Source organism: Micromonospora sp. (assembly GCF_048594385.1).
Classification (GTDB): Bacteria; Actinomycetota; Actinomycetes; order Mycobacteriales; family Micromonosporaceae; genus Micromonospora; species Micromonospora wenchangensis.
This window is the reverse complement of sequence record NZ_JBMDWU010000241.1, coordinates 1-21,006: the sequence shown is the minus strand read 5'-3', so window position 1 is coordinate 21,006 and position 21,006 is coordinate 1. Positions and strand designations below refer to the sequence as shown.

General features: G+C 73.0%; 17 protein-coding genes, 1 tRNA gene and 1 pseudogene. 8 read left to right on the top strand and 11 right to left on the bottom strand.

The genetic code is table 11. The annotated features are described in order from the left end of the window. Positions 1 to 536: pseudogene (locus tag ACOJTC_RS12630) on the top strand (amino acid permease); the annotation flags it as partial. On the opposite strand, the gene ACOJTC_RS12625 reads toward ACOJTC_RS12630, so the two are convergent. Continuing rightward, on the bottom strand, positions 537 to 2,330 hold the full coding sequence (locus ACOJTC_RS12625) for an NAD-binding protein (protein WP_377682469.1): 1,794 nt from the start codon (positions 2,328 to 2,330) through the stop codon (positions 537 to 539). A 110-nt stretch (positions 2,331 to 2,440) separates the two neighbouring features. Here ACOJTC_RS12625 and ACOJTC_RS12620 point away from each other — a divergent pair, with 110 nt between their 5' ends. Continuing rightward, positions 2,441 to 2,965, top strand: coding sequence for an MSMEG_6728 family protein (locus ACOJTC_RS12620; protein ID WP_420116991.1), 525 nt, complete (start codon positions 2,441 to 2,443; stop codon positions 2,963 to 2,965). A gap of 58 nt (positions 2,966 to 3,023) precedes the next feature. Then, positions 3,024 to 4,550, top strand: coding sequence for a hydroxysqualene dehydroxylase (locus tag ACOJTC_RS12615; protein ID WP_420116990.1), 1,527 nt, complete (start codon positions 3,024 to 3,026; stop codon positions 4,548 to 4,550). A 48-nt stretch (positions 4,551 to 4,598) separates the two neighbouring features. On the opposite strand, the gene adhE is transcribed toward ACOJTC_RS12615, so the two are convergent. Further along, complete coding sequence (gene adhE / locus ACOJTC_RS12610) at positions 4,599 to 7,172, bottom strand: bifunctional acetaldehyde-CoA/alcohol dehydrogenase (RefSeq protein ID WP_420116989.1); 2,574 nt, start codon at positions 7,170 to 7,172, stop codon at positions 4,599 to 4,601. A gap of 221 nt (positions 7,173 to 7,393) precedes the next feature. Here adhE and ACOJTC_RS12605 point away from each other — a divergent pair, with 221 nt between their 5' ends. Further along, positions 7,394 to 8,356, top strand: coding sequence for a hypothetical protein (locus ACOJTC_RS12605; protein ID WP_420116988.1), 963 nt, complete (start codon positions 7,394 to 7,396; stop codon positions 8,354 to 8,356). Positions 8,357 to 8,742: 386 nt separating this feature from the next. Next, a complete protein-coding gene (locus tag ACOJTC_RS12600) occupies positions 8,743 to 9,186 on the top strand; it encodes an HNH endonuclease (protein WP_420116987.1) in 444 nt (147 codons plus the stop codon). 203 nt (positions 9,187 to 9,389) lie between these two features. On the opposite strand, the gene ACOJTC_RS12595 is transcribed toward ACOJTC_RS12600, so the two are convergent. Both ACOJTC_RS12595 and ACOJTC_RS12590 read right to left on the bottom strand, forming a co-directional pair. Continuing rightward, entirely contained in the window at positions 9,390 to 10,154 is a 765-nt protein-coding gene (locus tag ACOJTC_RS12595) for an enoyl-CoA hydratase/isomerase family protein (protein WP_420116986.1), read from the bottom strand. Positions 10,155 to 10,259: 105 nt separating this feature from the next. Continuing rightward, positions 10,260 to 12,647: a M4 family metallopeptidase gene (locus tag ACOJTC_RS12590; RefSeq protein ID WP_420116985.1), complete on the bottom strand. Its 2,388-nt coding sequence runs from the start codon at positions 12,645 to 12,647 to the stop codon at positions 10,260 to 10,262. A 168-nt stretch (positions 12,648 to 12,815) separates the two neighbouring features. Between ACOJTC_RS12590 and ACOJTC_RS12585 the strand changes: the two genes are divergently transcribed. Beyond that, positions 12,816 to 13,364, top strand: a complete 549-nt coding sequence (locus tag ACOJTC_RS12585; RefSeq protein ID WP_420116984.1) for a hypothetical protein — start codon at positions 12,816 to 12,818, stop codon at positions 13,362 to 13,364. 139 nt (positions 13,365 to 13,503) lie between these two features. Next, positions 13,504 to 14,199, top strand: coding sequence for a hypothetical protein (locus ACOJTC_RS12580; protein WP_420116983.1), 696 nt, complete (start codon positions 13,504 to 13,506; stop codon positions 14,197 to 14,199). Between the two features lie 30 nt (positions 14,200 to 14,229). Here the strand turns inward: ACOJTC_RS12580 and ACOJTC_RS12575 are convergent, their stop codons facing one another. The 5 genes from ACOJTC_RS12575 to ACOJTC_RS12555 form a co-directional block, all read right to left on the bottom strand. Then, a complete protein-coding gene (locus ACOJTC_RS12575) occupies positions 14,230 to 14,664 on the bottom strand; it encodes an ASCH domain-containing protein (protein ID WP_357925951.1) in 435 nt (144 codons plus the stop codon). Between the two features lie 58 nt (positions 14,665 to 14,722). Continuing rightward, positions 14,723 to 15,142: a VOC family protein gene (locus ACOJTC_RS12570; RefSeq protein ID WP_420116982.1), complete on the bottom strand. Its 420-nt coding sequence runs from the start codon at positions 15,140 to 15,142 to the stop codon at positions 14,723 to 14,725. 35 nt (positions 15,143 to 15,177) lie between these two features. Then, positions 15,178 to 15,582 carry a helix-turn-helix domain-containing protein gene (locus tag ACOJTC_RS12565; RefSeq protein ID WP_420116981.1) on the bottom strand — a complete coding sequence of 135 codons (405 nt, stop codon included), beginning with the start codon at positions 15,580 to 15,582 and terminating at the stop codon, positions 15,178 to 15,180. A 108-nt stretch (positions 15,583 to 15,690) separates the two neighbouring features. Next, complete coding sequence (locus ACOJTC_RS12560) at positions 15,691 to 16,755, bottom strand: hypothetical protein (RefSeq protein ID WP_420116980.1); 1,065 nt, start codon at positions 16,753 to 16,755, stop codon at positions 15,691 to 15,693. A 171-nt stretch (positions 16,756 to 16,926) separates the two neighbouring features. Further along, positions 16,927 to 17,003: transfer RNA gene (locus tag ACOJTC_RS12555), tRNA-Thr, on the bottom strand. A 365-nt stretch (positions 17,004 to 17,368) separates the two neighbouring features. Here ACOJTC_RS12555 and ACOJTC_RS12550 point away from each other — a divergent pair. Then, complete coding sequence (locus ACOJTC_RS12550) at positions 17,369 to 18,460, top strand: ABC transporter ATP-binding protein (protein WP_420116979.1); 1,092 nt, start codon at positions 17,369 to 17,371, stop codon at positions 18,458 to 18,460. Positions 18,461 to 18,548: 88 nt separating this feature from the next. Here the strand turns inward: ACOJTC_RS12550 and rlmB are convergent, their stop codons facing one another. Continuing rightward, positions 18,549 to 19,694: a 23S rRNA (guanosine(2251)-2'-O)-methyltransferase RlmB gene (gene rlmB, locus ACOJTC_RS12545; protein WP_357925942.1), complete on the bottom strand. Its 1,146-nt coding sequence runs from the start codon at positions 19,692 to 19,694 to the stop codon at positions 18,549 to 18,551. Beyond that, on the bottom strand, positions 19,694 to 21,006 hold a 1,313-nt coding region (gene cysS, locus ACOJTC_RS12540), incomplete at its 5' end, for a cysteine--tRNA ligase (protein WP_420116978.1). The genes cysS and rlmB, both read right to left, overlap by 1 nt.

The following is a 21,006-nucleotide window of genomic DNA, read 5'->3' as shown; positions in this document are numbered from 1 at the left end:
TGGGCGCCGTCGGCGTGCGCGGCCCCGACCGGCTGGCCGCCTCCGCCGCGCCCCTGGCCGACGTGGTGACCGTCGCGGGGCTGCCCGGCCTGGCCTGGGTGGTCCGGGCCGGGGCGACGGTGGCGGTGACCGGGGTGCTGCTCTCCCTGCTCGCCGGGGTGGGCCGGACCCTGCTGGCGATGGCCCGCCGTTCCGACGTGCCGGGGACGCTGGCCGCCGTGCACCCGGTGCACTCCGTCCCGCACCGCGCGGAGCTGACCGTGGCCGCCGTGGTGGTCGCGGTGGTGGCGCTCGGCGACGTCCGGGGCGCGATCGGCTTCTCCAGCTGCACGGTGCTGGTCTACTACGCGATCACCAACGCCGCCGCGTGGACCCTGGGCCCGGACCCGGCCCGACGGCTGCCCGTCCGGGCGCTCGCCGCGCTGGGGCTGGTCGGCTGCGTGCTGCTCGCGGTCAGCCTGCCGACCGCCAGCGTCCTCGCCGGTTTCGGGGTGCTCGCCCTCGGCGCGCTCTGGTACGCCGTCCGACCCCGCTAGTCACTCCTGCGGATCACGTGAGGCCGGCACCCCGGCGGGCGGCGGCGGGGCCGGTGGCGGGGGCGGGGTGGTCTCGCGGAGCAGGGCGCCCAACCCGGCCCGCCGGGCCACCACGGTCAGCCGGTCCCCCGCCGAGATCACCATCCGGGGATCGGCCCGCCAGTCGGTCTTGTGGCCGGGCCGGGAGTGGGCCAGCAGGCGCACCTCGCCGGGGCGGGCCACCGCGCCGAGCGGCCGACCGTCCAGGGCCGCACCGGCCGCCACCGGCACCTCCACCACCAGCAGGGCGTGCCGGTCGACCGGGATGGTGGCGATGACCGCCCGGTCCAGCAGGGCGGCGGCGAACGACGGCGCGGCCAGGTAGGACACGCTGCGCGAGATGCCGATGCCGAACGCCCGCTGGATGCGTTCGGCGAAGTCGCCGTCGAAGAGCCGCAGCACCACCCGCAGCTCCGGGTTGAGCGCCCGGCCGTTCAGTGCGGCCCGCAGGTTGACCCCGTCGTCGGTGGAGACCACCACCAGCGCCTGGCAGTGCTCCACCGAGGCCGAACGCAGCGTCTCCTCCCGGGCCGCGTCCCCGACGATCAGCGGTACGCCCAGCCGCCGGGCCAACGCCGCACCCCGCGCCTCCGCGCTGCGGTCGATCGCCACCACCTCGACGCCGAAGTCGTGCAGTTGCGCCATCACCCGGGTGCCGATGTTGCCCAGCCCGACGACCACCACGTGCCCGGTGCGTTCCGGCTGGATGCGCCCGGCGTGCAGAGCCAGCCGGGCGTTGACGATGCCGTCGACCACCACGGCGGTGATCAGCGGGATCAGCGCCAGCCCGGCCAGGTTGAGCACCACCTGCATGACCTGGGCGGCGGCCGGTTTGGTGACGTCCGGGTCCTGGCCGCTGAGCGTGGTGACCAGGGTCAGGTAGAGCGCCTCCGTCCAGCTCACCGCGACCGCACGGGCGTTGAGCCAGCCGAGCAGGGCGATCACCCCGAGCAGGGTCAGCACCGCGATGCCGATCTTGCGGGTGGCGAAGCTGCGGACCGCCCGCAGCAGCACCGCCAGGGGTCGCCGGCGACGTCGGGCCCGGACCAGCCGGCGGGCCGCCAGCTCGGTGCCGGCGGGCTGCCCGGTCGCCTCGGCGAGCACCACGTCGGCCGCCTGCTCGTCGGCGGGCAGCACCCGGACCAGCTCCGGATCGGTGGTGACGGCCAGCCCGCAGACCACGTCGGCGGGGCGGACGTCGGCGCGGCGGGCCACGTAGAGGGTGCGACCGCCGTGCCGGAAGTGGGTCGGGGCCACCTCGCCGAGGGCGGCGGCGACGAACGCCGGGGCGGCCATCGAGGCGTCGGAGAGGACCGCCGAGTCGGGGAAGAGCTGCCGCAGGCCGTTGGCGAGGCTGGTGTTGAACATCCGGACCACCAGGCGCAGCCGGGGCTCGACCTCCTGCGCGCAGAGCGCGGCGTGCATGTTGCCCACGTCGTCCTGGTGCAGCAGGGCCAGCCCGTCCGCCCCGGCCAGGCCGGCCCGGTGGAAGGTGGCCTCGTCGAGCCGGTCGGCCCGGACCACCTGGACCCCGTCGACGTCCCGCCCGTCGGGGCCCTCGGAGCGGCGGCGTTCCGGCACCACCAGGGTGATCCGGACCCGGCCGTGGGCCAGGTCGGTGCCGAGCAGCGCCCGCACCACCCAGTACGCCAGCGGGTCGTTGCCGCAGACCACGTAGTGCGGACGGGTGTCGCCGTTCATCCGTAACCGCCAGCCGGTCGCGCGCCGGGCCCGGTCCCGCAGGGGTTCGGCCATGCCCGGATGGTAGCCAGCCGGTCGCCGGGGACGCAGCCCTGGTGAGCGCACCGGACAGTGCCGGTTGGTCGGCAGGCATGGTGGGCGTGGCGGCGGGTAGAGCAGCGGGCGTGCAGACGTTCCTGCCGTACCCGGACTTTCTGGCCAGCGCGCGGACCCTCGACCAGCGGCGGCTGGGCAAGCAGCGGGTGGAGGCGCTCCAGGTGCTGCGCGGGCTGACCCGGCCGGGGTACGGCTGGCGCAACCACCCGGCGGTGAAGATGTGGGCCGGTTACGAGGAGGCGTTGACCCGGTACGGGCTGGACGTGTGCGCGGTCTGGTCGGCGATGGGCCGGGCGGACACCTGCGCGTCGACCCTGGTCACCGACCTGACCGCCGCCCGGGGCCACCGCCGGGTCCGCAGCCAGGCCGAGCTGGCCGCCGCCGGTGAGCTGCCACCCTGGCTGGGCCGCGAGGACCTGCACCGCAGCCACCGCTCGGCGCTGCTGCGCAAGGACCCGGAGCACTACCGCCCGCAGTTCGGCGACGTGCCGTCCGATCTGGAGTACGTCTGGCCGCCGTCCGACCGTCCCCCGCTCGCCGCCGGGCTGCCGAACCCCGCCGACGACTCCGGTGGCGGCACCGCACCGGTCTGACCGGGCCGGATCGCCCCTGGTCGGGCAGACTGGGGGTCCCTCGGGTCGGAAGGTGCACATGGCGCTGTCGCAGAAGCTGGGTCGGCTCATCGGCGTACGCGAGCACGTGGTGGACCCGGGCGGGGGTGGCGCCCCCCGGGTGGCCCGACCGACCACGGCCGTGGTGGTGGGTGGCGGGATCGCCGGCATGTCGGCGGCGGTGGTGCTCGCCGAACGCGGGGTGGACGTCACCGTGCTGGAGGCCGCGCCGACGCTGGGCGGGCGGCTCGGCGCGTGGCCGGAGGCGCTCGCCGACGGCAGCCAGCTCAACGAGCACGGCTTCCACGCGTTCTTCCGGCAGTACTACAACTGGCGGTCGATCCTGCGGCGGGTCGATCCGACGCTCGGTTTCCTCAAGCCCATCCCCGGCTACCCGATCCTGTCCGCGCAGTGGCCCACCGAGGAGTTCGGCCGGCTGCCCCCGGCCCCGCCGGCCAACCTGCTGGCGTTACTGCTGCGCAGCCCCAGCCTGCGCCTGGCCGACCTGCGCACGATGGACCGGGACGCCGCGCTGCCGCTGCTCAGCTACGACCCGGTGCGCACCTACGCCGAGTTCGACGACACCACCGCCGACGCGCTGCTCGCCTCGCTGAAGCTGCCCGACCGGGCGCGGGCGATGCTGTTCGAGGTCTTCTCGCACTCGTTCTTCAACCACGAGACCGAGATGTCGGCCGCCGAGATGATCGCCCAGTTCCACTTCTATCTGCTGGGCAACCCGGAGGGGTTGGCGTTCGACTGCCCCGACGAGGACTACGCCACGGCGATCTGGCAGCCACTGACCCGGTACGTGGAGAAGCACGGCGGCCGGGTGCGCACCGGGGCCGCCGTCACCCGGCTGGACCGGGAGCCGGACGGGTGGCGGGTGACCACCGCCGACGGCACGGTCCACCCCGCCGGGCAGGTGGTGCTGGCCGTCGACCCGCCCGCGCTGGCGGCCCTGGTCGACGCCTCCCCCGGCCTGGTCGCGGTGGCGCCCGAACTGGTGGCGCGGATGCCCGCGTTCGGTCGGCCCGGCCCGCCGTACGCGGTGGCGCGGTACTGGCTCGACGGGGACGTCCGGGCCGACCGGGCGGTGTTCAGCGGGGTGTCCCGCCAGCCCACTCTGGACTCGGTGACCCTCTACCACCGGTTGGAGAACGAGTCCCGCCGGTGGGCGCAACGCACCGGCGGCGCGGTGGTGGAGCTGCACGCGTACGCCTGCGACGAGGGGGTGCCCGCCGAGGAGCTGGCCGAACGGATGCGCGCCGAACTGGTCGCGCTCTGGCCGGAGGTCGCCGGGCTGGGGGTGCGGGAGCTGCGCGCCCGGGTCGAGGCGCAGGCCCCGGCGTTCACCCCGGGCAGCCACGCCGGCCGGCCGGGGGTACGCACCGACGCCGAGGGCCTCTACCTGGCCGGGGACGGCGTCGGCACCGACTTCCCCAGCGCGTTGATGGAACGGTCGGCGGCGACCGGGATCATCGCCGCCAACCACATCCTGCGCGCCGCGGGGGCGGCCACCGAACCGGTCCGCTCGATCCGCCCCCGGGGACTGCTCGCCGGGAAGTGAACCGCCCCGGATGCCCGCCCGACCCGTCGGGCCGGGCGGACCGGCCGGTCAGCGCGACGTGCCCTGGTAGGCGTCCCGCATGAGCTGCTGCATGTCGTCGAGCATCGGCATCCGGGGGTTCGCCGGGGCGCACTGGTCCTCGTAGGCGTTGAGGGCCTGCTGCGGCAGCGCCGCCTCGAACGCCGCCCGGTCGACGCCGATCGCGGCGAACGACGGTTCGATGCCGACCGCGTCGCGCAGCCGTTCCACCGCCTCGGCCAGCGACGCCACCCCCTGCGCCGGGGTGCCCGCCGGCAGGCCGAGCTGGGCGGCGATCTCGGCGAACCGTTCCGGTGCCCGGTAGCTCTCGTAGCGCGGCCAGCCCGACAGCTTCGCCGGGACGGTGCCGTTGTAGCGGATCACGTGCGGCAGCAGCACCGCGTTGGTCCGGCCGTGGGCGATGTGGAACGTCGCGCCGAGGGTGTGCGACATGGCGTGCACGATGCCGAGGAAGGCGCTGCCGAACGCCATCCCGGCGATGGTGCCCGCGTTGTGCATCCGTTCCCGCGCCTCGGGGTCGGCGTCGACCACCGCCCGTTCCAGATTGCCGAAGATCAGCCGGATGGCGTGCAGGGCGAGCCCGTCGGTGAAGTCGTTCGCGTACACCGACACGTACGCCTCGATGGCGTGGGTGAGGGCGTCGAAGCCGCTGTCGGCGGCGATGGTCGCCGGCATGCTGGCGGTCAGCACCGGGTCGACGATCGCCACGGTCGGGGTGAGCGCGTAGTCGGCCAGCGGGTACTTCTTGCCGGTGCGGTGGTCGGTGATCACCGCGAACGGGGTCACCTCCGCGCCCGTGCCCGACGTGGTCGGCACGCAGACCAGCCGGGCCAGCGCGCCGAGGGTGGGGAAGGTGAAGGCGCGCTTGCGGATGTCGAAGAACTTCTCCCGCATGTCGTCGAAGACCACGTCCGGGTGCTCGTAGCGCAGCCACATCACCTTGGCCGCGTCCATCGCCGAGCCGCCACCGAGGGCGACGATGGTGTCCGGGCGGAAGGCCCGCATCAGCGCGGCCCCCCGGTCGACGGTGTCGACGCTCGGCTCGGGTTCCACGTCGTCGATGATCTGCAGGGCGATCCGCTCGGGGCGGCGTTGCAGCACCCGGTTGATCCGGTCGACGAAGCCGAGCCGGGTCATGGTGGCGTCGGTGACCACGGTGACCCGGTGCACGTCGGGCATCTCGGCGAGGTAGCGGATCGCGTTCGCCTCGAAGAAGATCTTCGACGGGACCTTGAACCACTGCATGTTGTTGTTCCGCCGGCCGATCCGCTTGATGTTGAGCAGGTTCACCGCCGACACGTTGTCGGACACCGAGGTACGCCCGTAGCTGCCGCAGCCCAGCGTCAGCGACGGCAGGAACGCGTTGTACATGTCGCCGATGCCGCCCTGCGAGGCGGGCGAGTTCCAGATGATCCGGACCGCCTTGACCCGGCGGCCGAACTCCTCCACCAGCTCCTCGTCGGCGGTGTGGATGACCGCGCTGTGCCCGAGGCCGTGGAACTCGACCATCTGCTCGGCGTACCGCAGGCCCTGTTCGCGGCTGTCGGCGCGCAGCACGGCGAGCACCGGGCAGAGCTTCTCCCGGGTCAGCGGCTCGTCGGGGCCGACCCGGTCGACCGCGACCAGGATGATCGAGGTGTCGGGGGCGACGGTGATGCCGGCGGCGTCGGCGATCCCGGCGGCGGTGCGGCCGACCACGGCGGGGTGGAGCTTTCCGGCGGGGAAGAGCAGCGCCTCCAGCTTCTCCTTCTCCGCCGGGGTCGCCAGGTGGGCGTGCAGGGTGCGGAACTCCGCGATGGCGGCGTCGTGGATCGCCGCGTCGAGGATGACGGCCTGCTCGGAGGCGCAGATCATGCCGTTGTCGAACGACTTGGACAGCACGACGTCGTTGACCGCGCGCTTGAGCTTGGCGGTCGCCTCGATCCAGGCCGGTACGTTCCCCGCGCCCACGCCGAGCGCCGGCTTCCCCGCCGAGTACGCGGCCCGCACCATGGCGTTGCCGCCGGTGGCGAGGATGGTGGCGACCCCGGGGTGGTGCATCAGCGCGGTGGTCGCCTCGACCGACGGCTCCTCGATCCACTGTATGCAGTGCTCCGGGGCCCCGGCGGCGACGGCCGCGTCGCGTACCGTGCGGGCGGCCTCGACGCTGCACCGCTGCGCCGCCGGGTGGAAGGCGAAGATGATCGGGTTGCGGGTCTTGAGCGCCAGCAGCGCCTTGAAGATGGTGGTCGAGGTGGGGTTGGTGACCGGGGTGATCCCGGCGACCACGCCCACCGGGTCGGCGATCTCGACGATGCCGCTGATCTCGTCCCGGGCGATCACCCCGACGGTGCGGGTCTTCGCCATGCTGTGCGTGACGTGCTCGCAGGCGAAGATGTTCTTCACCGCCTTGTCCTCGAACACCCCCCGACCGGTCTCGGCTACGGCGAGCTGGGCGAGGGCGGCGTGCCGGTCCAGCGCGGCCACCGACGCCTTGCGGACGATGTGGTCGATCTGCTCCTGGTCGTACCGGTCGTAGTCGGCCAGGGCCTTGAGGCCGTCGGCGACCAGGGCGTCGATCGTGGTGGCGAGTTCGGTCGACATGCTTTCACCTCGGCGGTTGGCGGCTTCTCGGACACCTTCAGCATTCATCGACAGCCGTCTCGGCGGTGGGGCGCAAGGACCCGTCCCTCGGTGGCCAAAGGTCCCGTCGTCGCGCCGTCCCGGGCGTGTCCGGTCAGCCGAAGGTCCCGATGTCGAGCGGTGACCACGCTGCGTCGCCTACCCGACACCGTGCCCCGCCGCCCCCGGCCACCATGATTCGCATGACGGGACCGCGAAAGGCCTACACGTTGCTCGCCGTGGCCGCCATCGGGGTGGCGGTGCTGGCCTGGCGGATCGGGGTCGACAAGGCCAATGCCCTGGTGGGCCTGGCCGGCGTCTTCGCCGCGAGCGCGCTCGGGCTGTTGTCCCTGTTCAGCGCGATCGACCCTCGGCTGTCCCGGGCGGCGGCGGACGCCGCCGCCCTGCCGTCGGGGGCGACCCCGGCCGCACCCGACGCACCGGGCGGAGCCGCCGGCACCGGGTCGGGCCCGGGGCTGCGCCGCCGCTGGCGACGCTGGCGGCTGCCGGCCGGGATCGCCGCGCTGCTGCTGGTGATCGTCGGTACGGTGACCGTGCTCTCCTGGCCGACGGGCCGGACGCCGGACGCGCGGGGCGCCTCCCCCACGACCTCCGTCGACGCCGCGTCGGCCGACCCCGGCGTCACGGCGACCCCGGTCGGGCCGACACCCACCGTGGATCCGTCCGGAGCGACACCCACCACCCCGGCGACCCCGGCCCCGGGTCCGGACGGGCCGACGACCGGCCCGCCGACCCCCACCGCCGGACCGACGCCGACCCGGGGGCCGGCGGGGCCGGACTGGGTGCCGCCGGCGGGTGCACCGCGCTGGACCCTGCACGCCGACGACTCGGTCTACTTCCTGCCGAGGCCCCGGGTGGCGAGGGGCACCGGGGCGGGCACCCTGATCTTCCAGGCGCAGCACCACCAGCTCGCCCTCTACGACTGGACCGACGACCCGACCGACCTCAGCTACGAGGGCTGCCGGAACCCGAAGGCGCAGCGGTATCCGAGCATCGACCTCGAACAGCTCGAACCCACCCCGGTCACCTACTGCCAGCCCGATCCGGGCGACCCGACGGTGGTCAACTACGTCCGGATCGACCACAACCGCTACCAGGCGACGCCGGCCTCGGTCGACGTGACCGTCTGGTCGGTCCGCCCGTAACCGGGTCTGCCGGCCCGGCAGCTCGCAAGGGGAAGGGCAGGGCCGGCAGGTGGCATCGAAATGCGTTGCCCGCTCGCACCGCCGCGCATAGCGTGATCCACGCACGGTCAACCAGTCGAACCGGGAGCACAGCATGACGTCGCCGCAGCTCACCAGCGCGTGGTCGACGCTACCCGTCGGCGGTTGCCGAGCCGAAGATCCCCGGGACGGGAATCCCGACTGACGCGTGTCCGTACGCGCCGGCCGCCCCGTCCCACCCGAGGACCGGGCGGCCTTCGTCGTCCGGGCCGACCGTCGGCGGCGGCCCGGTCCGGGTCGCCGCCACTGCGGACCACTGACCCCGCCCGCCGACCCGATCGACCCACCGACCGCGAAGGGAGAGCCCGGTGGACGCCGTCCTCGTCATCAACGCCGACCTCGGCCCGCTGCACCGGGTCACCGTCCAACACGCGATCCGGATGCTGTGCCGTCGGGTCGCCGAGATCCACGAGGCCGAGCCGGACCGGGTGATCGGGGTCTTCCCCGTCCCCCGGGTGGTCCGCCTCATCCGGTACGTCGTCACCCGCTGGCGGTTCAGCGCCGGCCCGGCCTGGTCCCGGGCGGGGGTGCTGCGCCGCGACGGTGGGCGGTGCGCGTACTGCGGCGGGCCGGCCAGCACCGTCGACCACGTGCTGCCCCGCTCACGCGGCGGCGGCAACACCTGGCGGAACACCACCGCCGCCTGTTACCCGTGCAACCAGCACAAGGGTGACCGGACCCCGGCCGAGGCCGGCATGCCGCTGCGGCGGGAACCGGCGACGCCGAGTTGGGCGAGCCTCGCCGGGCGGTGACCGGACCGGCCGGCGGGCACAGGGGGTCGCGTCGGGGAACGCCCGGTGCGACGCCCGCCGGCCCTCACCACCCCACCGGGAACGCAGACCCCGCGCCACCGCGATCGGCTCACTTTCGCGGATGTAGTGGCATCCGTCAGCTCCGTTGCCACTACATCCACGATCGTGCGCCGACCCCGACGGTGGCAGCCGGGCGGACCGGATCAGTGACCGGCGGACGGTGACCAGGGAAAGTCGGGCGGACGGCGTTCGTGGTGGGCGGCGACGCCTTCGCGGGCCTCGCCGCTGTCCCGTGCCTTCCGGTGCCACCAGGCGATCCGGGCCGGGCTGGCCCGGTCGTCGATGATCTCCTTGGCGGCGGCGATGCTGAGCTGGGAGCGGGCCGCGATGGCGGCGGTGATCGCGGTCACCCGGCCGGGCAGGTCGTCGACCACCTCGTCGGCCAGGCCGACCCGCAGCGCCCGTTCGGCGTCGATCAGCTCGGCGGTGAAGATCAGGAACTTGGCCGTGGACGGGCCGACGAGCCGGGTCAGCCGCCGGGTGGTGGGGGCCGGGTAGACCAGCCCGAGCCGGGCCGGCGGCACCCCGAACCGGGCGTCCGGGGCGGCGATCCGCAGGTCGCAGGCGACCGCGAGCAGGCAACCACCGCCCACGCAGGGGCCCTGCACCGCCGCGACGGTGGGCTTGGCGAACGCGGCCAACCGTTCCTCGGCGGCGACCGCGTCGCCCACGTCCCCGTTGGCGTCCAGCAGTTCGTCGAGGTCACCGAGGTCGGCACCGGCGCAGAACGCCCCGTCGGCGCCGGTGAGCACCAGGGCGCGTACGGCCGGGTCGGCCTCCAGCCCGTCCAGCAGCACGGGCAGCCGTCGCCACATCTCCGGGGTCATCGCGTTGCGCCGGCCGGGGTTACGGATGGTCACCGTCGCCACCGCGCCGGTCACCCCGACGGCCAACTCCGCATCCGACACCGTCGCACCCCTCTCGTCGCGTCACCGGTGCGGCGACCATAACGGCGCGGGCCCGGCGACCACCCAGGAGGGGTGGCCGCCGGGCCCACCGACGCAGGGGTCAGGTCAGGAGACGTCGAGCGCGGTGTCGTCGACCACGAAGGACGTCCGCAGCGAGGCGTCCTCGGTGCCGGTGAACTTCAGGGTCACGCTCTGGCCGGCGTACGCGGCCAGCGAGAACGAGCGCTGGGTGTACCCGGTGGCCTTGTTCAGGTTCGAGTAGGTCGCCAGGGTCGCCAGCACGGTGCCGGAGGAGTTGAGCACCTGCACGGTCAGCTTGTCGTACGCGGTGGTCGTGCTGACCTCCCGCGAGTCGATGTGCAGCCAGAAGCTGAAGTTGTACGTCGAGCAGCCCGCCGGCACGCTCACCGACTGGGAGAGCGTCTCGGTCAGGGTGCCACCGGTGCCGCCCAGCCAGGCGTTCCAGGTGCCACCGTGGGTGGGCTGGCTGGCGCCGTTCTGCCCGATGACGCCCGTGCTGGCCGCCCAGACCGTGTTGCCGGACTCGAAGCCGGGGTTGCCCAGGAGCTGGCCGGCGGTGCAGCTGCCACCGACGCTGCTCACGACCAGCGTGTAGCTGGCCGAGTGGGCCACCGCGCCGGTGCCGGTGACCGTCACCGGGTAGCTGCCGGCCGGGGTGCTGGCCGAGGTGGCGATGGTCAGGGTCGACGCGGCACCCGAGGTCACCGAGGCCGGGCTGAACGTCGCGGTCGCGCCGGTCGGCAGGCCGGACGCGGAGAACGTCACGGTCTGCGCGGTGCCGCTGGTGGTCGCGGTGGCGACGGTGGTGGCGACCGAACCGCCCGCGGTCACCGAACCGGAGGTCGGGGAGAGCGAGACGGAGAAGTCGTTACCGGTGGAGGAGCAGGGGGCGTCGCTGCCGGCGACGTTGACCGCGGTCCACGCCGCCTGGACGGCCTTGTACTCGGTGGAGCAGCTGCCGTACAGGTCGGTCGCCGCCTTGAGGCTGTACGCGCGGGCGGTGTTGGCCGGGGTGCTGGTGTTGACGTACGACGTGTTGGAGGTGAAGTACACGTCCAGGGCGCGGAACCAGATCTTCTCGGCCTTCTCCCGGCCGATGCCGGTGACCGCCGGGGCGGAGCCGCAGACCGGCGAGGTGCCGTACGACGTGGCGCCGGTGCCCTCGGCGAGGTTGAAGAAGAAGTGGTTGCCGACGCCGGAGGAGTAGTGCACGTCCTTGTTCTTGGTGCTGGTGCTCCAGCACGAGTCGGACGAGCCGTCCAGCGACGGGTTGTACATGTAGCGCAGCGGGGTGCCGTTGCCGTTGATGTTGATCTTCTCGCCGACCTGGTAGTCGCCCGGGTCGCTCGGCGCGGCGGCGTAGAACTCGACCATGTTGCCGAAGATGTCGCTGGTGGACTCGTTGAGGCCGCCCGACTCGCCGGAGTAGACCAGGCCGGAGACGGCCTCGGTGACGCCGTGGCTCATCTCGTGGCCGGCCACGTCGAGGGAGACCAGCGGCCGGGAGTTGCTGGCGCCGTCGCCGTAGGTCATCTGGGCGCCGTCCCAGAAGGCGTTGATGTAGTTGCGGCCGTAGTGGACCCGGCTCGGCACGCCCGCGCCGTTGCCGAAGATGCCGTTGCGGCCGTGCACGTTCTTGAAGTAGTCGAACGTCTTGGCCGCGCCGAAGTGGGCGTCGACGCCGGCGGACTGCCGGTTGGCGTTGGTGCCGTCGCCCCAGGCGTTGTCGGCGTCGGTGAACGTGGTGCAGGTGCTGGTGCCGTTGTTCATGTCGCAGGTACGGCCGTTGCCGTGCGACGGGTCGATCATCTGGTAGGTGCTGCCGGAGAGCGTGGTGTCGATGCTGACCGAGCCGGTGTAGATGCCCTGGCCGCTGCCGACCACCGACTCGATCTCGTCGTGCGCGCCGATGACCCGGCCGGTGACGGCGTCGGTGATCACGTGCAGCTTCGACGGGGTCTGCTGGTCGGCCTTCCAGCCGGACAGCACGGTCTCCCAGGCGAGCCGGCCCTTGCCGGAGGTGGCGTCGACGAAGAGTTCCGGCGCGCCCACCTCGGTGATCTTGCCGGAGAACGCCTTGCGGGACGTCGCGGCGGCCGCCGCCGGGCTGATCTTGGCGGTGGTGCCGAGGGTCAGCGGGGCGGCCAGGCCGACGGAGGTTCCGGCGAGGGTGCCGTTGGGCGCGGTGTGGATGACGAAGTCACCGCCGTACACCCGCAGCCCCTGGTAGGTACGGGTGTAGCGGGTGTGCGCCGCGCCGTTGGCATCGACCTTGGTGCGGACCGCCTGGTACGCCTCCGCGCTGGTGCCCTGGACCGCGCCCGGGTTGCTGCGCAGCAGACTCTCGGCGCGGGCGGCGGGGGCGGCATCGGGGGCGGGGGCGGGGGGAGCCGCGTGCGCTGCGGTGGCGACGCAGGTCAGCATTCCGCTGGTGAGCAGAGCTGCGCTGACGGCGGCGAGGGGTCTTTTCACGTGCCCTCCTGGCAAGGGAAAGATGTGACGGGGGTAGTCACGCATGTAGATATAGCGATACACCCGGGAAAAGAGAAGGGATGGAGCGGTTCCATGACACGACACTGGCCGAACGGAGGAGGGGCCCTGCCCAGGGAACCGATTGACGTCGATGCACGTCCCATCGGGATGAGATCATCCGCTCTGCTCCTGGCCGCCGTCACGACCGCCGCCGCGCTACTGACCGGCTGCTCGGCGGCCGAGCCGGGAACCCCCGCGCCACCAGCGGCCACGACCGCTGCGACCTCCGACGGGACCACCACCCCAGGCACCCCGACCGGGGCCGCAAACCCGTCGACCGGGATGCCCGGCGACCCCGGTGCCCGGGGGGCCGGCGCGGACCGGGTCACCCTGACCCGATCCGGCGGCTTCGCCGGGAACCGGGACACGGTGACCGTCGAGCCCGACGGCAGGTGGACCACGACCGACCGGGCCGGCGCGACGCGTACCGGCCGGCTCGACGCGGCGGCCCTCGACCGGCTCCGGATGCTCGTCGGCCCGGCCACCCGCGACCATGCCGGCGTCCCGTCCGACGACGGCTGCGCCGACACGTACCGCTATCAGCTCACCGTGGGGGCGACCCGCGTCGACTGGACCGACTGTCCGACCGGCCCGCGGCCACCGGACGCCACGCGGGAACTGGCCGCGCTGCTGCTGAAGACCACCACCACCGGCTGACCACGAGGTCGCCTCCCGCGAGCCGGCCACCGGTTGCGTCGCCGGTGGCGCGGCTCACGGCGGCCTGCGAGGGCGGACGCCACCCCGGGGGTGACACTGGTCGGATAACCTACCCGCTCCGATTCGTGCGAGGAGCGTTGTGCCGAAGAGACGACCCGCCGGTCCGGGCCACCGGTCCGGCCCGACCGTTGCACACCGCCCGCCGCAGCCGACCGGCCCGCGTCTGCGCCCCGGCCTGCCGCGCACGGCCGGTCCGGTCGGCCCGCGCCGGCTGCCCGGCCGGATCGGGTTGCTGCCGGCGGTGGTCGCCACCGTCCTGGCCACCGGGTGCGCGGTCGCCGACGTCGAACGGGCCTCCGCGCCCACCCCGACACCTGTGGCGCGGACGTTGCGGACCCCGGACACCCTGCTGGGGCTGCCCCGCTCGGGTACGCCACTGCCCGCCGGGCTGCCCCGGTTCCGGCTCAACGAGCTGACCCGCGAGGCCACGCCGGCCACCAGCACCGTCGAGGCGGTCTACGGGCGGGGCCGACGCAGCCCGGAGACGATCGTGGTGAGCGCCGTCTCGGGCACCGTCCCCGACCCGCAGGCCATGCTGGACCGGCTGCTCAAGCCGTACCGGATTCCGAAGCCCCGGTCGGTGGAGTTCGGCCGGTTCGGCGGCGAGGCCCGGTGCGGGCGCGGACGGACCGCCGACGAGGGCCACCTCACCGCCTGCGCCTGGGCCGACCCGGAGGTCGCCGGGGTGGTGGTCTTCCTGACCGCCACCAAACAGCCGGACCGCAAGGAGGATTTCCTCACCATCCGCGACGAGCTGGAACAGACCACCGGCTGACCGGCCCGCCACCGTCCCGGCCGCGCCGGGTCAGCCGGTGACGCCCGGCACCACCCGGAAGCGTTCGACGACGGCGAGGGTGTCGTCGTCCACCCGGAACCCGGCATCACCCAGCCAACCCAGGTAGTCCGACCCGTGCCAGTACTCCTCGTGCCCGGCCCGCCAGGCCGCCACCGAGTCGTACCCCTCCCCCTCGTCGCGGGCATGGTCGAGGTCGACGTCGCCGAGCCGGACCACCCGCACCCCGGTCACCTCGATCACCGCGACCGGCCGGTCGGCGGAATCGACCACCACCGCCCGGTCGCCCACGGCCGGCAACGGCTCGTCGTCGCGCTCGTAGTCCTGCAACAGGCCCGTGGTGGAGGTCTTCGCCCCGCTCAACACTGCGGCCACGAGCTGGTCACGCAGCGGGCCGGGGAAGGCGAACTCGCACTTGGGCAGGTCGGTAGGGCTCGGTGTGGTCACCGGGCGACGGTAGCCCGGCGACCCCACCGCCCACATCCGCAATACCCGCGACGCCGGGTCAGGCCCGGGGGAACATCTGGCCGATGCGGATCCGGTTGCCGAACGGGTCCCGGATGCCGAAGTCGATGCCGTACGGGCGCTCGGTCGGCTCGTCGGTGATGTCGACACCCTTGCCGACCAGGTCCTCGTACGTCTTGCGGGCGTCGTCGGTGGTGATGCTCAGCCACCCGCCGATCGCGCCCTTGGTCAGCAACTCCCGGACCTGCTCGGCGGTCGCCGGGTCCAGCGCGGGCGGGCCCGGCTTCTCCAGCCGCACCTCCCGCTGCGGGTCGCCGGGCACGTTGACCGTCAGCCACCGCATGAAACCCAGATCCTGGTCGGTGTTGACCTCGAAGCCCAGCTTGCCGACGTAGAAGTCGAGCGCCTCGTCCTGGTCGAGGACGTAGAGCTGGGAGCGGGTGATCGCGTTCATCGTCATGCCCGGAACGCTATGTCAGGCCGCTGACCTGCCGCTTATCCAAAACTGCTGGGCCTGGTCCAGGCTTTGGTGAAGCAGCTCGGCACCGTCGCGTCGCCGGCCGACCGGCGACTGCGGTACTCGCTGGGTGACTCACCGACGATCTGCCGGAAGGTGCGGCTGAACGAGCCGAGACTGCTGAACCCGACGGCGTAACAGATGTCGGTGACGTCCCGGCCGGTCTCCACCAGCATCGACATCGCCCGCTCCACCCGACGTCGTTGCAGGTAGCGGTGCGGGGTCTCACCGAAGGTGGCCCGGAAGGTGCGGATGAAGTGCGCCTCGGACACCAGCGCGATCCGGGCCAGCGCCGGGATGTCCAGCGGTTCGGCGTACGCCCGGTCCATCGCGTCCCGGGCCCGCAACATGGCCCGGTTCGACTGCTCCACCGCACGACTCATCGGCCCCCGCCCGTCGTCCCCGTTCGCGCCGACCAGGCTACCCAGCCGGACCGACAAGCGTGGTCCCGCGCGAGCGGCGACGGTGGGCCCTGCGGAGATCCGGAACGCTCAGCAGCCGCTCCACCGGACCGGAAAGGTGACCTGCAGGCCGGCGGTCCTGCCGACGACCAGACCGTTGTCGGCGATCGCCTCGGCGACGACGCGGGTCACCGGGTCCGAGACGACACTGCGCAGCGGCACCCGGCGATCAAGGTGATCGACCTCCGAGTAGGAGAGCAGGCTACCGGTGGCGTTGACGCCCGTCATGGCGATCAATCCCGGTCTGACCGGCGTCGCCACCCCGGTACGCAGGTCCCAGCGCACCATCTGCTCGTACTGCCCGTCCGCCGTGTCGGCGACCTGGCCGACCGCCCAGTTCCCCCGGGCCGCCCGTACCGTCGACTTCACCGCGCCGGGCGCGGTGAGCCGGTCGACCCGCCCGTCGGGACGACGCACCCAGGCGACGGGCGGCGGGGCCACCCCGCGCCCGCCGGCACCACGCGCCCCGGGACCGGGCGACGAACGGTCCTCCTCGCCGGGGACCTCGCCGACGATGGTGCCGTCGTCGAGAATCGCCACCGGGATCCCACCGGGCTCCAGAACCTCGACGGTGTCCGGCCGGTCGACCGGCCAGCGCAGGGTCACCGGCTCCTCCAGGTAACCGCCGTAGCCGACGATGTCCCCTCGGCTGTTGACGGCCGTGACATAGCCGCCGATTCCGTTCGGCGGCAGGGGCAGCCACTCCACCCGGCCGTCCCGGTAGCGCCACGGTCGGTTGCCGGCGCTGGTGGAACTGTCGCCGACCAGGACGCCGTGCCGGTTGACGGCCACCAGCAGACCGGGTGATCCCGTCAACACGGTGACGCGCGGGCCGTCCCACCGCAGCAGCAGCGACTCCTGCCCCTGATCGGTGGCCCGCCTGCCGGTGCCGACGATGAACCGGCCGGCCGGGTCGACGAGCATCGCGTCCCAGGCCAGGCTCGCGCCGGGCGGCAGGGGCAGTGGATGCATCATGCAGGCCGGGGCGCTGCCAGTCCTCGGCGCGGCCATCGCGGCACCGGGTGCGACAAGCGTCGCCGCCAGCAGACCGGCGGTGAGGATGGTGCACAGCCGACGCGGGGCGGTCAGGATCATGAGGCAGTCCGTCTCAGCCGGTGGGGTGGGGTACTCCCACTCAACCAGCTCGATCCATCCACCGGAAGCGACCATTCGGTCACGCAGCGCGGAGATGACCGCAGGAACGTGCGCCGGCCGCTATCGACGGATCGACAGGCGGCAACGCCAGTGGCGGCCGTGCTGTGGAATTGGAGCCCCCGGCCGGGATCGAACCGGCGACATCTCGCTTACAAGGCGAGTGCTCTGGCCAGCTGAGCTACAGGGGCGCGTGTTGCGACGTCAGCATAGCGACTGACGTCGGGAAATCCCGGCCGGCAGGGTCCCCGAGCATGGAAAACGTCAATCTTGTGCCCGCGCCACCGACGAATCGACGCGCCGAAACCCCGTCAGGCGAGGGGATTGATGCCCGGCCGTGCCCGCCTGACCGAAATGCGTATGCCGTCCGTCCCACTCGGTGTATCCCGTCTTGGCACAGCTGGAAATCCCGTTTACCGTGCAGTGACACGGATGACACCCGGGGTCGGCGAAGGCTGCCTCCGGACGGGGTCCGCGGGTCGGCACCGTGGGTGCCGACAGCTCCTTCACTCGGATCGTCCGGCACGTTCCTGCCGGTGAAAGGAAGCGCACCACCATGGCTACGGTCACGTACGCGAAGGCGTCCCGGATCTACCCGGGCACCGAACGCCCCGCCGTCAACCAACTCGACCTCCAGATCGGCGACGGGGAGTTCCTCGTCCTGGTCGGCCCGTCGGGTTGCGGCAAGTCCACCAGCCTGCGGATGCTCGCCGGCCTGGAGGACGTCGACGACGGCGCGATCTACATCGACGAGCGGGACGTCACCCACCTCCCGCCGAAGGCCCGCGACATCGCGATGGTCTTCCAGAACTACGCCCTCTACCCGCACATGTCGGTGTACGAGAACATGGCGTTCGCCCTCAAGCTGCGCAAGACCCCGAAGGCCGAGATCGACCGGCGGGTCAAGGAGGCGGCCGGCCTGCTCCAGCTGGAGGAGTACCTCAGCCGCAAGCCGAAGGCGCTCTCCGGTGGTCAGCGCCAGCGGGTCGCGATGGGCCGGGCGATCGTCCGCGAGCCGCAGGTCTTCCTCATGGACGAGCCGCTGTCGAACCTCGACGCCAAGCTCCGCGTGCAGACCCGTACCCAGATCGCCTCGCTCCAGGCCAAGCTGGGCATCACCACGGTCTACGTCACCCACGACCAGGTCGAGGCCATGACCATGGGCCACCGGGTGGCGGTCATGCTCGACGGCGTCCTCCAGCAGGTGGACACCCCGCGGGCGCTCTACGACACCCCGGCCAACGTGTTCGTCGCCGGCTTCATGGGCTCCCCCGCCATGAACATCAAGACCGTTCCGCTGAACGAGCGGGGTGCGGCCTTCGCCGAGATGCACATCCCGCTGACCCGCGAGCAGGTCGAGGCGGCCCGCAGCGAGGGTGGCGACAACCGGGTCACCGTCGGTTTCCGCCCGGAGGACTGCGACCTGGTCAGCCCCACCGAGGGCGGCATGCCGGTCGTGGTCGAGCTGGTCGAGGACCTCGGTTCGGACGCCAACGTCTACGGCCACGCCGCCCTGGAGGGCCACGAGGAGCGTTTCGTGGTCCGCACCGACCGGCGGACCATGCCGAACATGGGTGACACCGTGTTCGTCAAGCCGCGGGCCGGCCGCAGCCACGTCTTCAACGCGGCCACCGGTCACCGCATCTGATCCCACCGCACGGAAAAGGGGCGGTCCGCTTCGGCGGGCCGCCCCTTTTCGTCGTGTCTTCGTCCCGGGCGCGGGTGCCCGCGCCGGATCAGCCCTCCGCAGCGCGGCGGCGGGCCACCTCGGCGAGGGTGACGGCGGCGGCGACGCTGGCGTTCAACGACTCCACGTCGGAGATCATCGGGATGCTGACGGTCAGGTCACACGTCTCCCCGACCAGCCGGGACAGCCCGCGCCCCTCGGAGCCGACCACCACGACCAGCGGGCCGACGGCGGCCTCCAGGTCGTACAGGTCGGTGTCGCCGTCGGCGTCCAGGCCGACCACCATGAAGCCGGCGTCCTGACACGCCTTCAGCGACCGGGTCAGGTTGGTGACCTGCGCGACCGGCACCCGCGCCGCCGCGCCGGCACTGGTCCGCCAGGCGGTCGCGGTGATCCCGGCGGCCCGCCGCTCCGGTACGAACACCCCCTGCGCGCCGAACGCGGCAGCGGACCGGATCACCGCACCGAGGTTACGCGGGTCGGTGACCCCGTCCAGCGCGACCAGCAGCGGCGCGGGCTGCTCCAGGGAGGTCGCCAGCAGGTCCTCGAAGAGTTCGTAGGCGAACGGCGGCACCTGGAGGCCGACACCCTGGTGCAGCACACCGCCGGTCATCCGGTCCAGTTCGGCCCGGCTGATCTCCAGGATGGCGATGCCCCGGTCGGCGGCCGTACGGGTGATCTCGTTGACCCGGTCGTCGGCGTCGATGCCCTGCGCGGTGTAGAGCGCGGTCGCCGGCACCTGGGCGCGCAGCGCCTCCAGCACCGGGTTGCGGCCCACCAGAAGCTCCGGACTGTCGCGCGACGGGTTGGACTTGCGCCCCGGCGCGACCCGGGGACCACTGCGGCCCGCACCGGCGCCACCCCGGCCACCCGCGCCGGACCGACCACCGCCGCCGGACCGGACGGGGGCCACGCCCCGGGTGCCCCTGCCCCAGGTGGTGTCCTTGGTGCCCGGCTGGCCGATCTTGGGAGCGCGACCCTCCTCGGCCGCCGCCCGGCGCTCCTTGTCCTGCTTCCAGGCGGTGCGCTGGGGCAGCTTCTCGGTCCCCGAGTACGCCTTGTGCCAGGGACGCTCGTCGGCGGGCAGGGTCTTGCCCCGGCCCGCGAGGGAGTCCTTGTTCTTGCCGCCGGAGCCCTTGGGGGCACCCGCCTTCGACGTCAGTCGCCGGCCACGGCGCTGCGAGTTGCCGGCCATCAGTCCTGCTCTCCAATAGTCCAACGGGGGCCCTGCGGGGTGTCCTCGACCACCACGCCGGACTGCTTGAGCTGGTCGCGTACGGCGTCCGCGGCCGCCCAGTCCTTGCGGCTGCGGGCCTGCGCGCGCTGCTCCAGGGCCAGTGCGACCAGGGAGTCCACCACGCCCCGCAGGTCGTCGACGCGACCGCCACCGGTCCAGGCCGGGTCGAGGGGGTCGACGCCGAGGATATCCAGCATCGCCCGGGTGGCGGCGAGGGTGGTGCGGACCGTCACATCATCGCCGTCGGCCAGCGCGGTGTTGCCGTCCCGCAGGGTCGCCTGGAGGACGGCGAGCGCGGCCGAGGTGTTCAGGTCGTCGTCCATCGCGGCCACGAACCCGGCGGGCAGCTCACCGAGCTGCCCCGCGCCGACCCGCTCCACGGCCCGCTGGACGAACCCCTCGATCCGCCGGTACGCCACCGCGGCCTCACGCAGCGCGTCCTCCGAGTAGTCGATCCGGGACCGGTAGTGCGCCGCCGCGTAGTAGTAGCGCAGCTCCACCGGGCGCACCCCGAGCGAGTCGACGTAGTCGAGGTCCAGGGCGTTGCCGAGCGACTTGCCCATCTTGGCGCCGCCGATGCTGAGCAGCCCGTGGTGCACCCACCAGCGGGCGAAGGGCAGCCCGGCGGCCTGCGACTGGGCGATCTCGTTCTCGTGGTGCGGGAAGGTCAGGTCGAGCCCGCCGCCGTGGATGTCGAACTCCGCGCCGAGGTACCGCAGGCACATCGCCGAGCACTCGATGTGCCAGCCGGGACGGCCCCGGCCCCACGGGGAGGGCCAGTAGGCGTCGGCCGGCTCGTCCGGCTTGACGCCCTTCCACAGCGCGAAGTCCCGGGGGTCCCGCTTGCCGCGCTCCGGGGCGTCCCCGGCGGACTGCATGTCGTCGGGCGACTGGCCGGACAACGACCCGTACGCCGGCCAGGAGGCCACGTCGAAGTAGACGTCGCCGGACCCGTCGGTGGCCGGGTAGGCGTGACCGGTCTCGATCAGCCGGGCGATCAGCTCGTGCATCTCCGGGATGTGCCCGGTCGCCCGCGGCTCGTACGTCGGCGGCAGCACGTTCAACGCCTGGTACGAGCGGGCCAGCACCAGCTCGTTGGCGTACGCGATGGACCAGAACGGGCGGCCCTGCTCCTGCGCCTTGACGAGGATCTTGTCGTCGATGTCGGTCAGGTTACGGATGAACCTGACCTCGAAACCGCGCGCCAGCAACCAGCGCCGCAGCACGTCGTAGTTGACGCCGGAACGAAGGTGGCCGATATGCGGAGGGG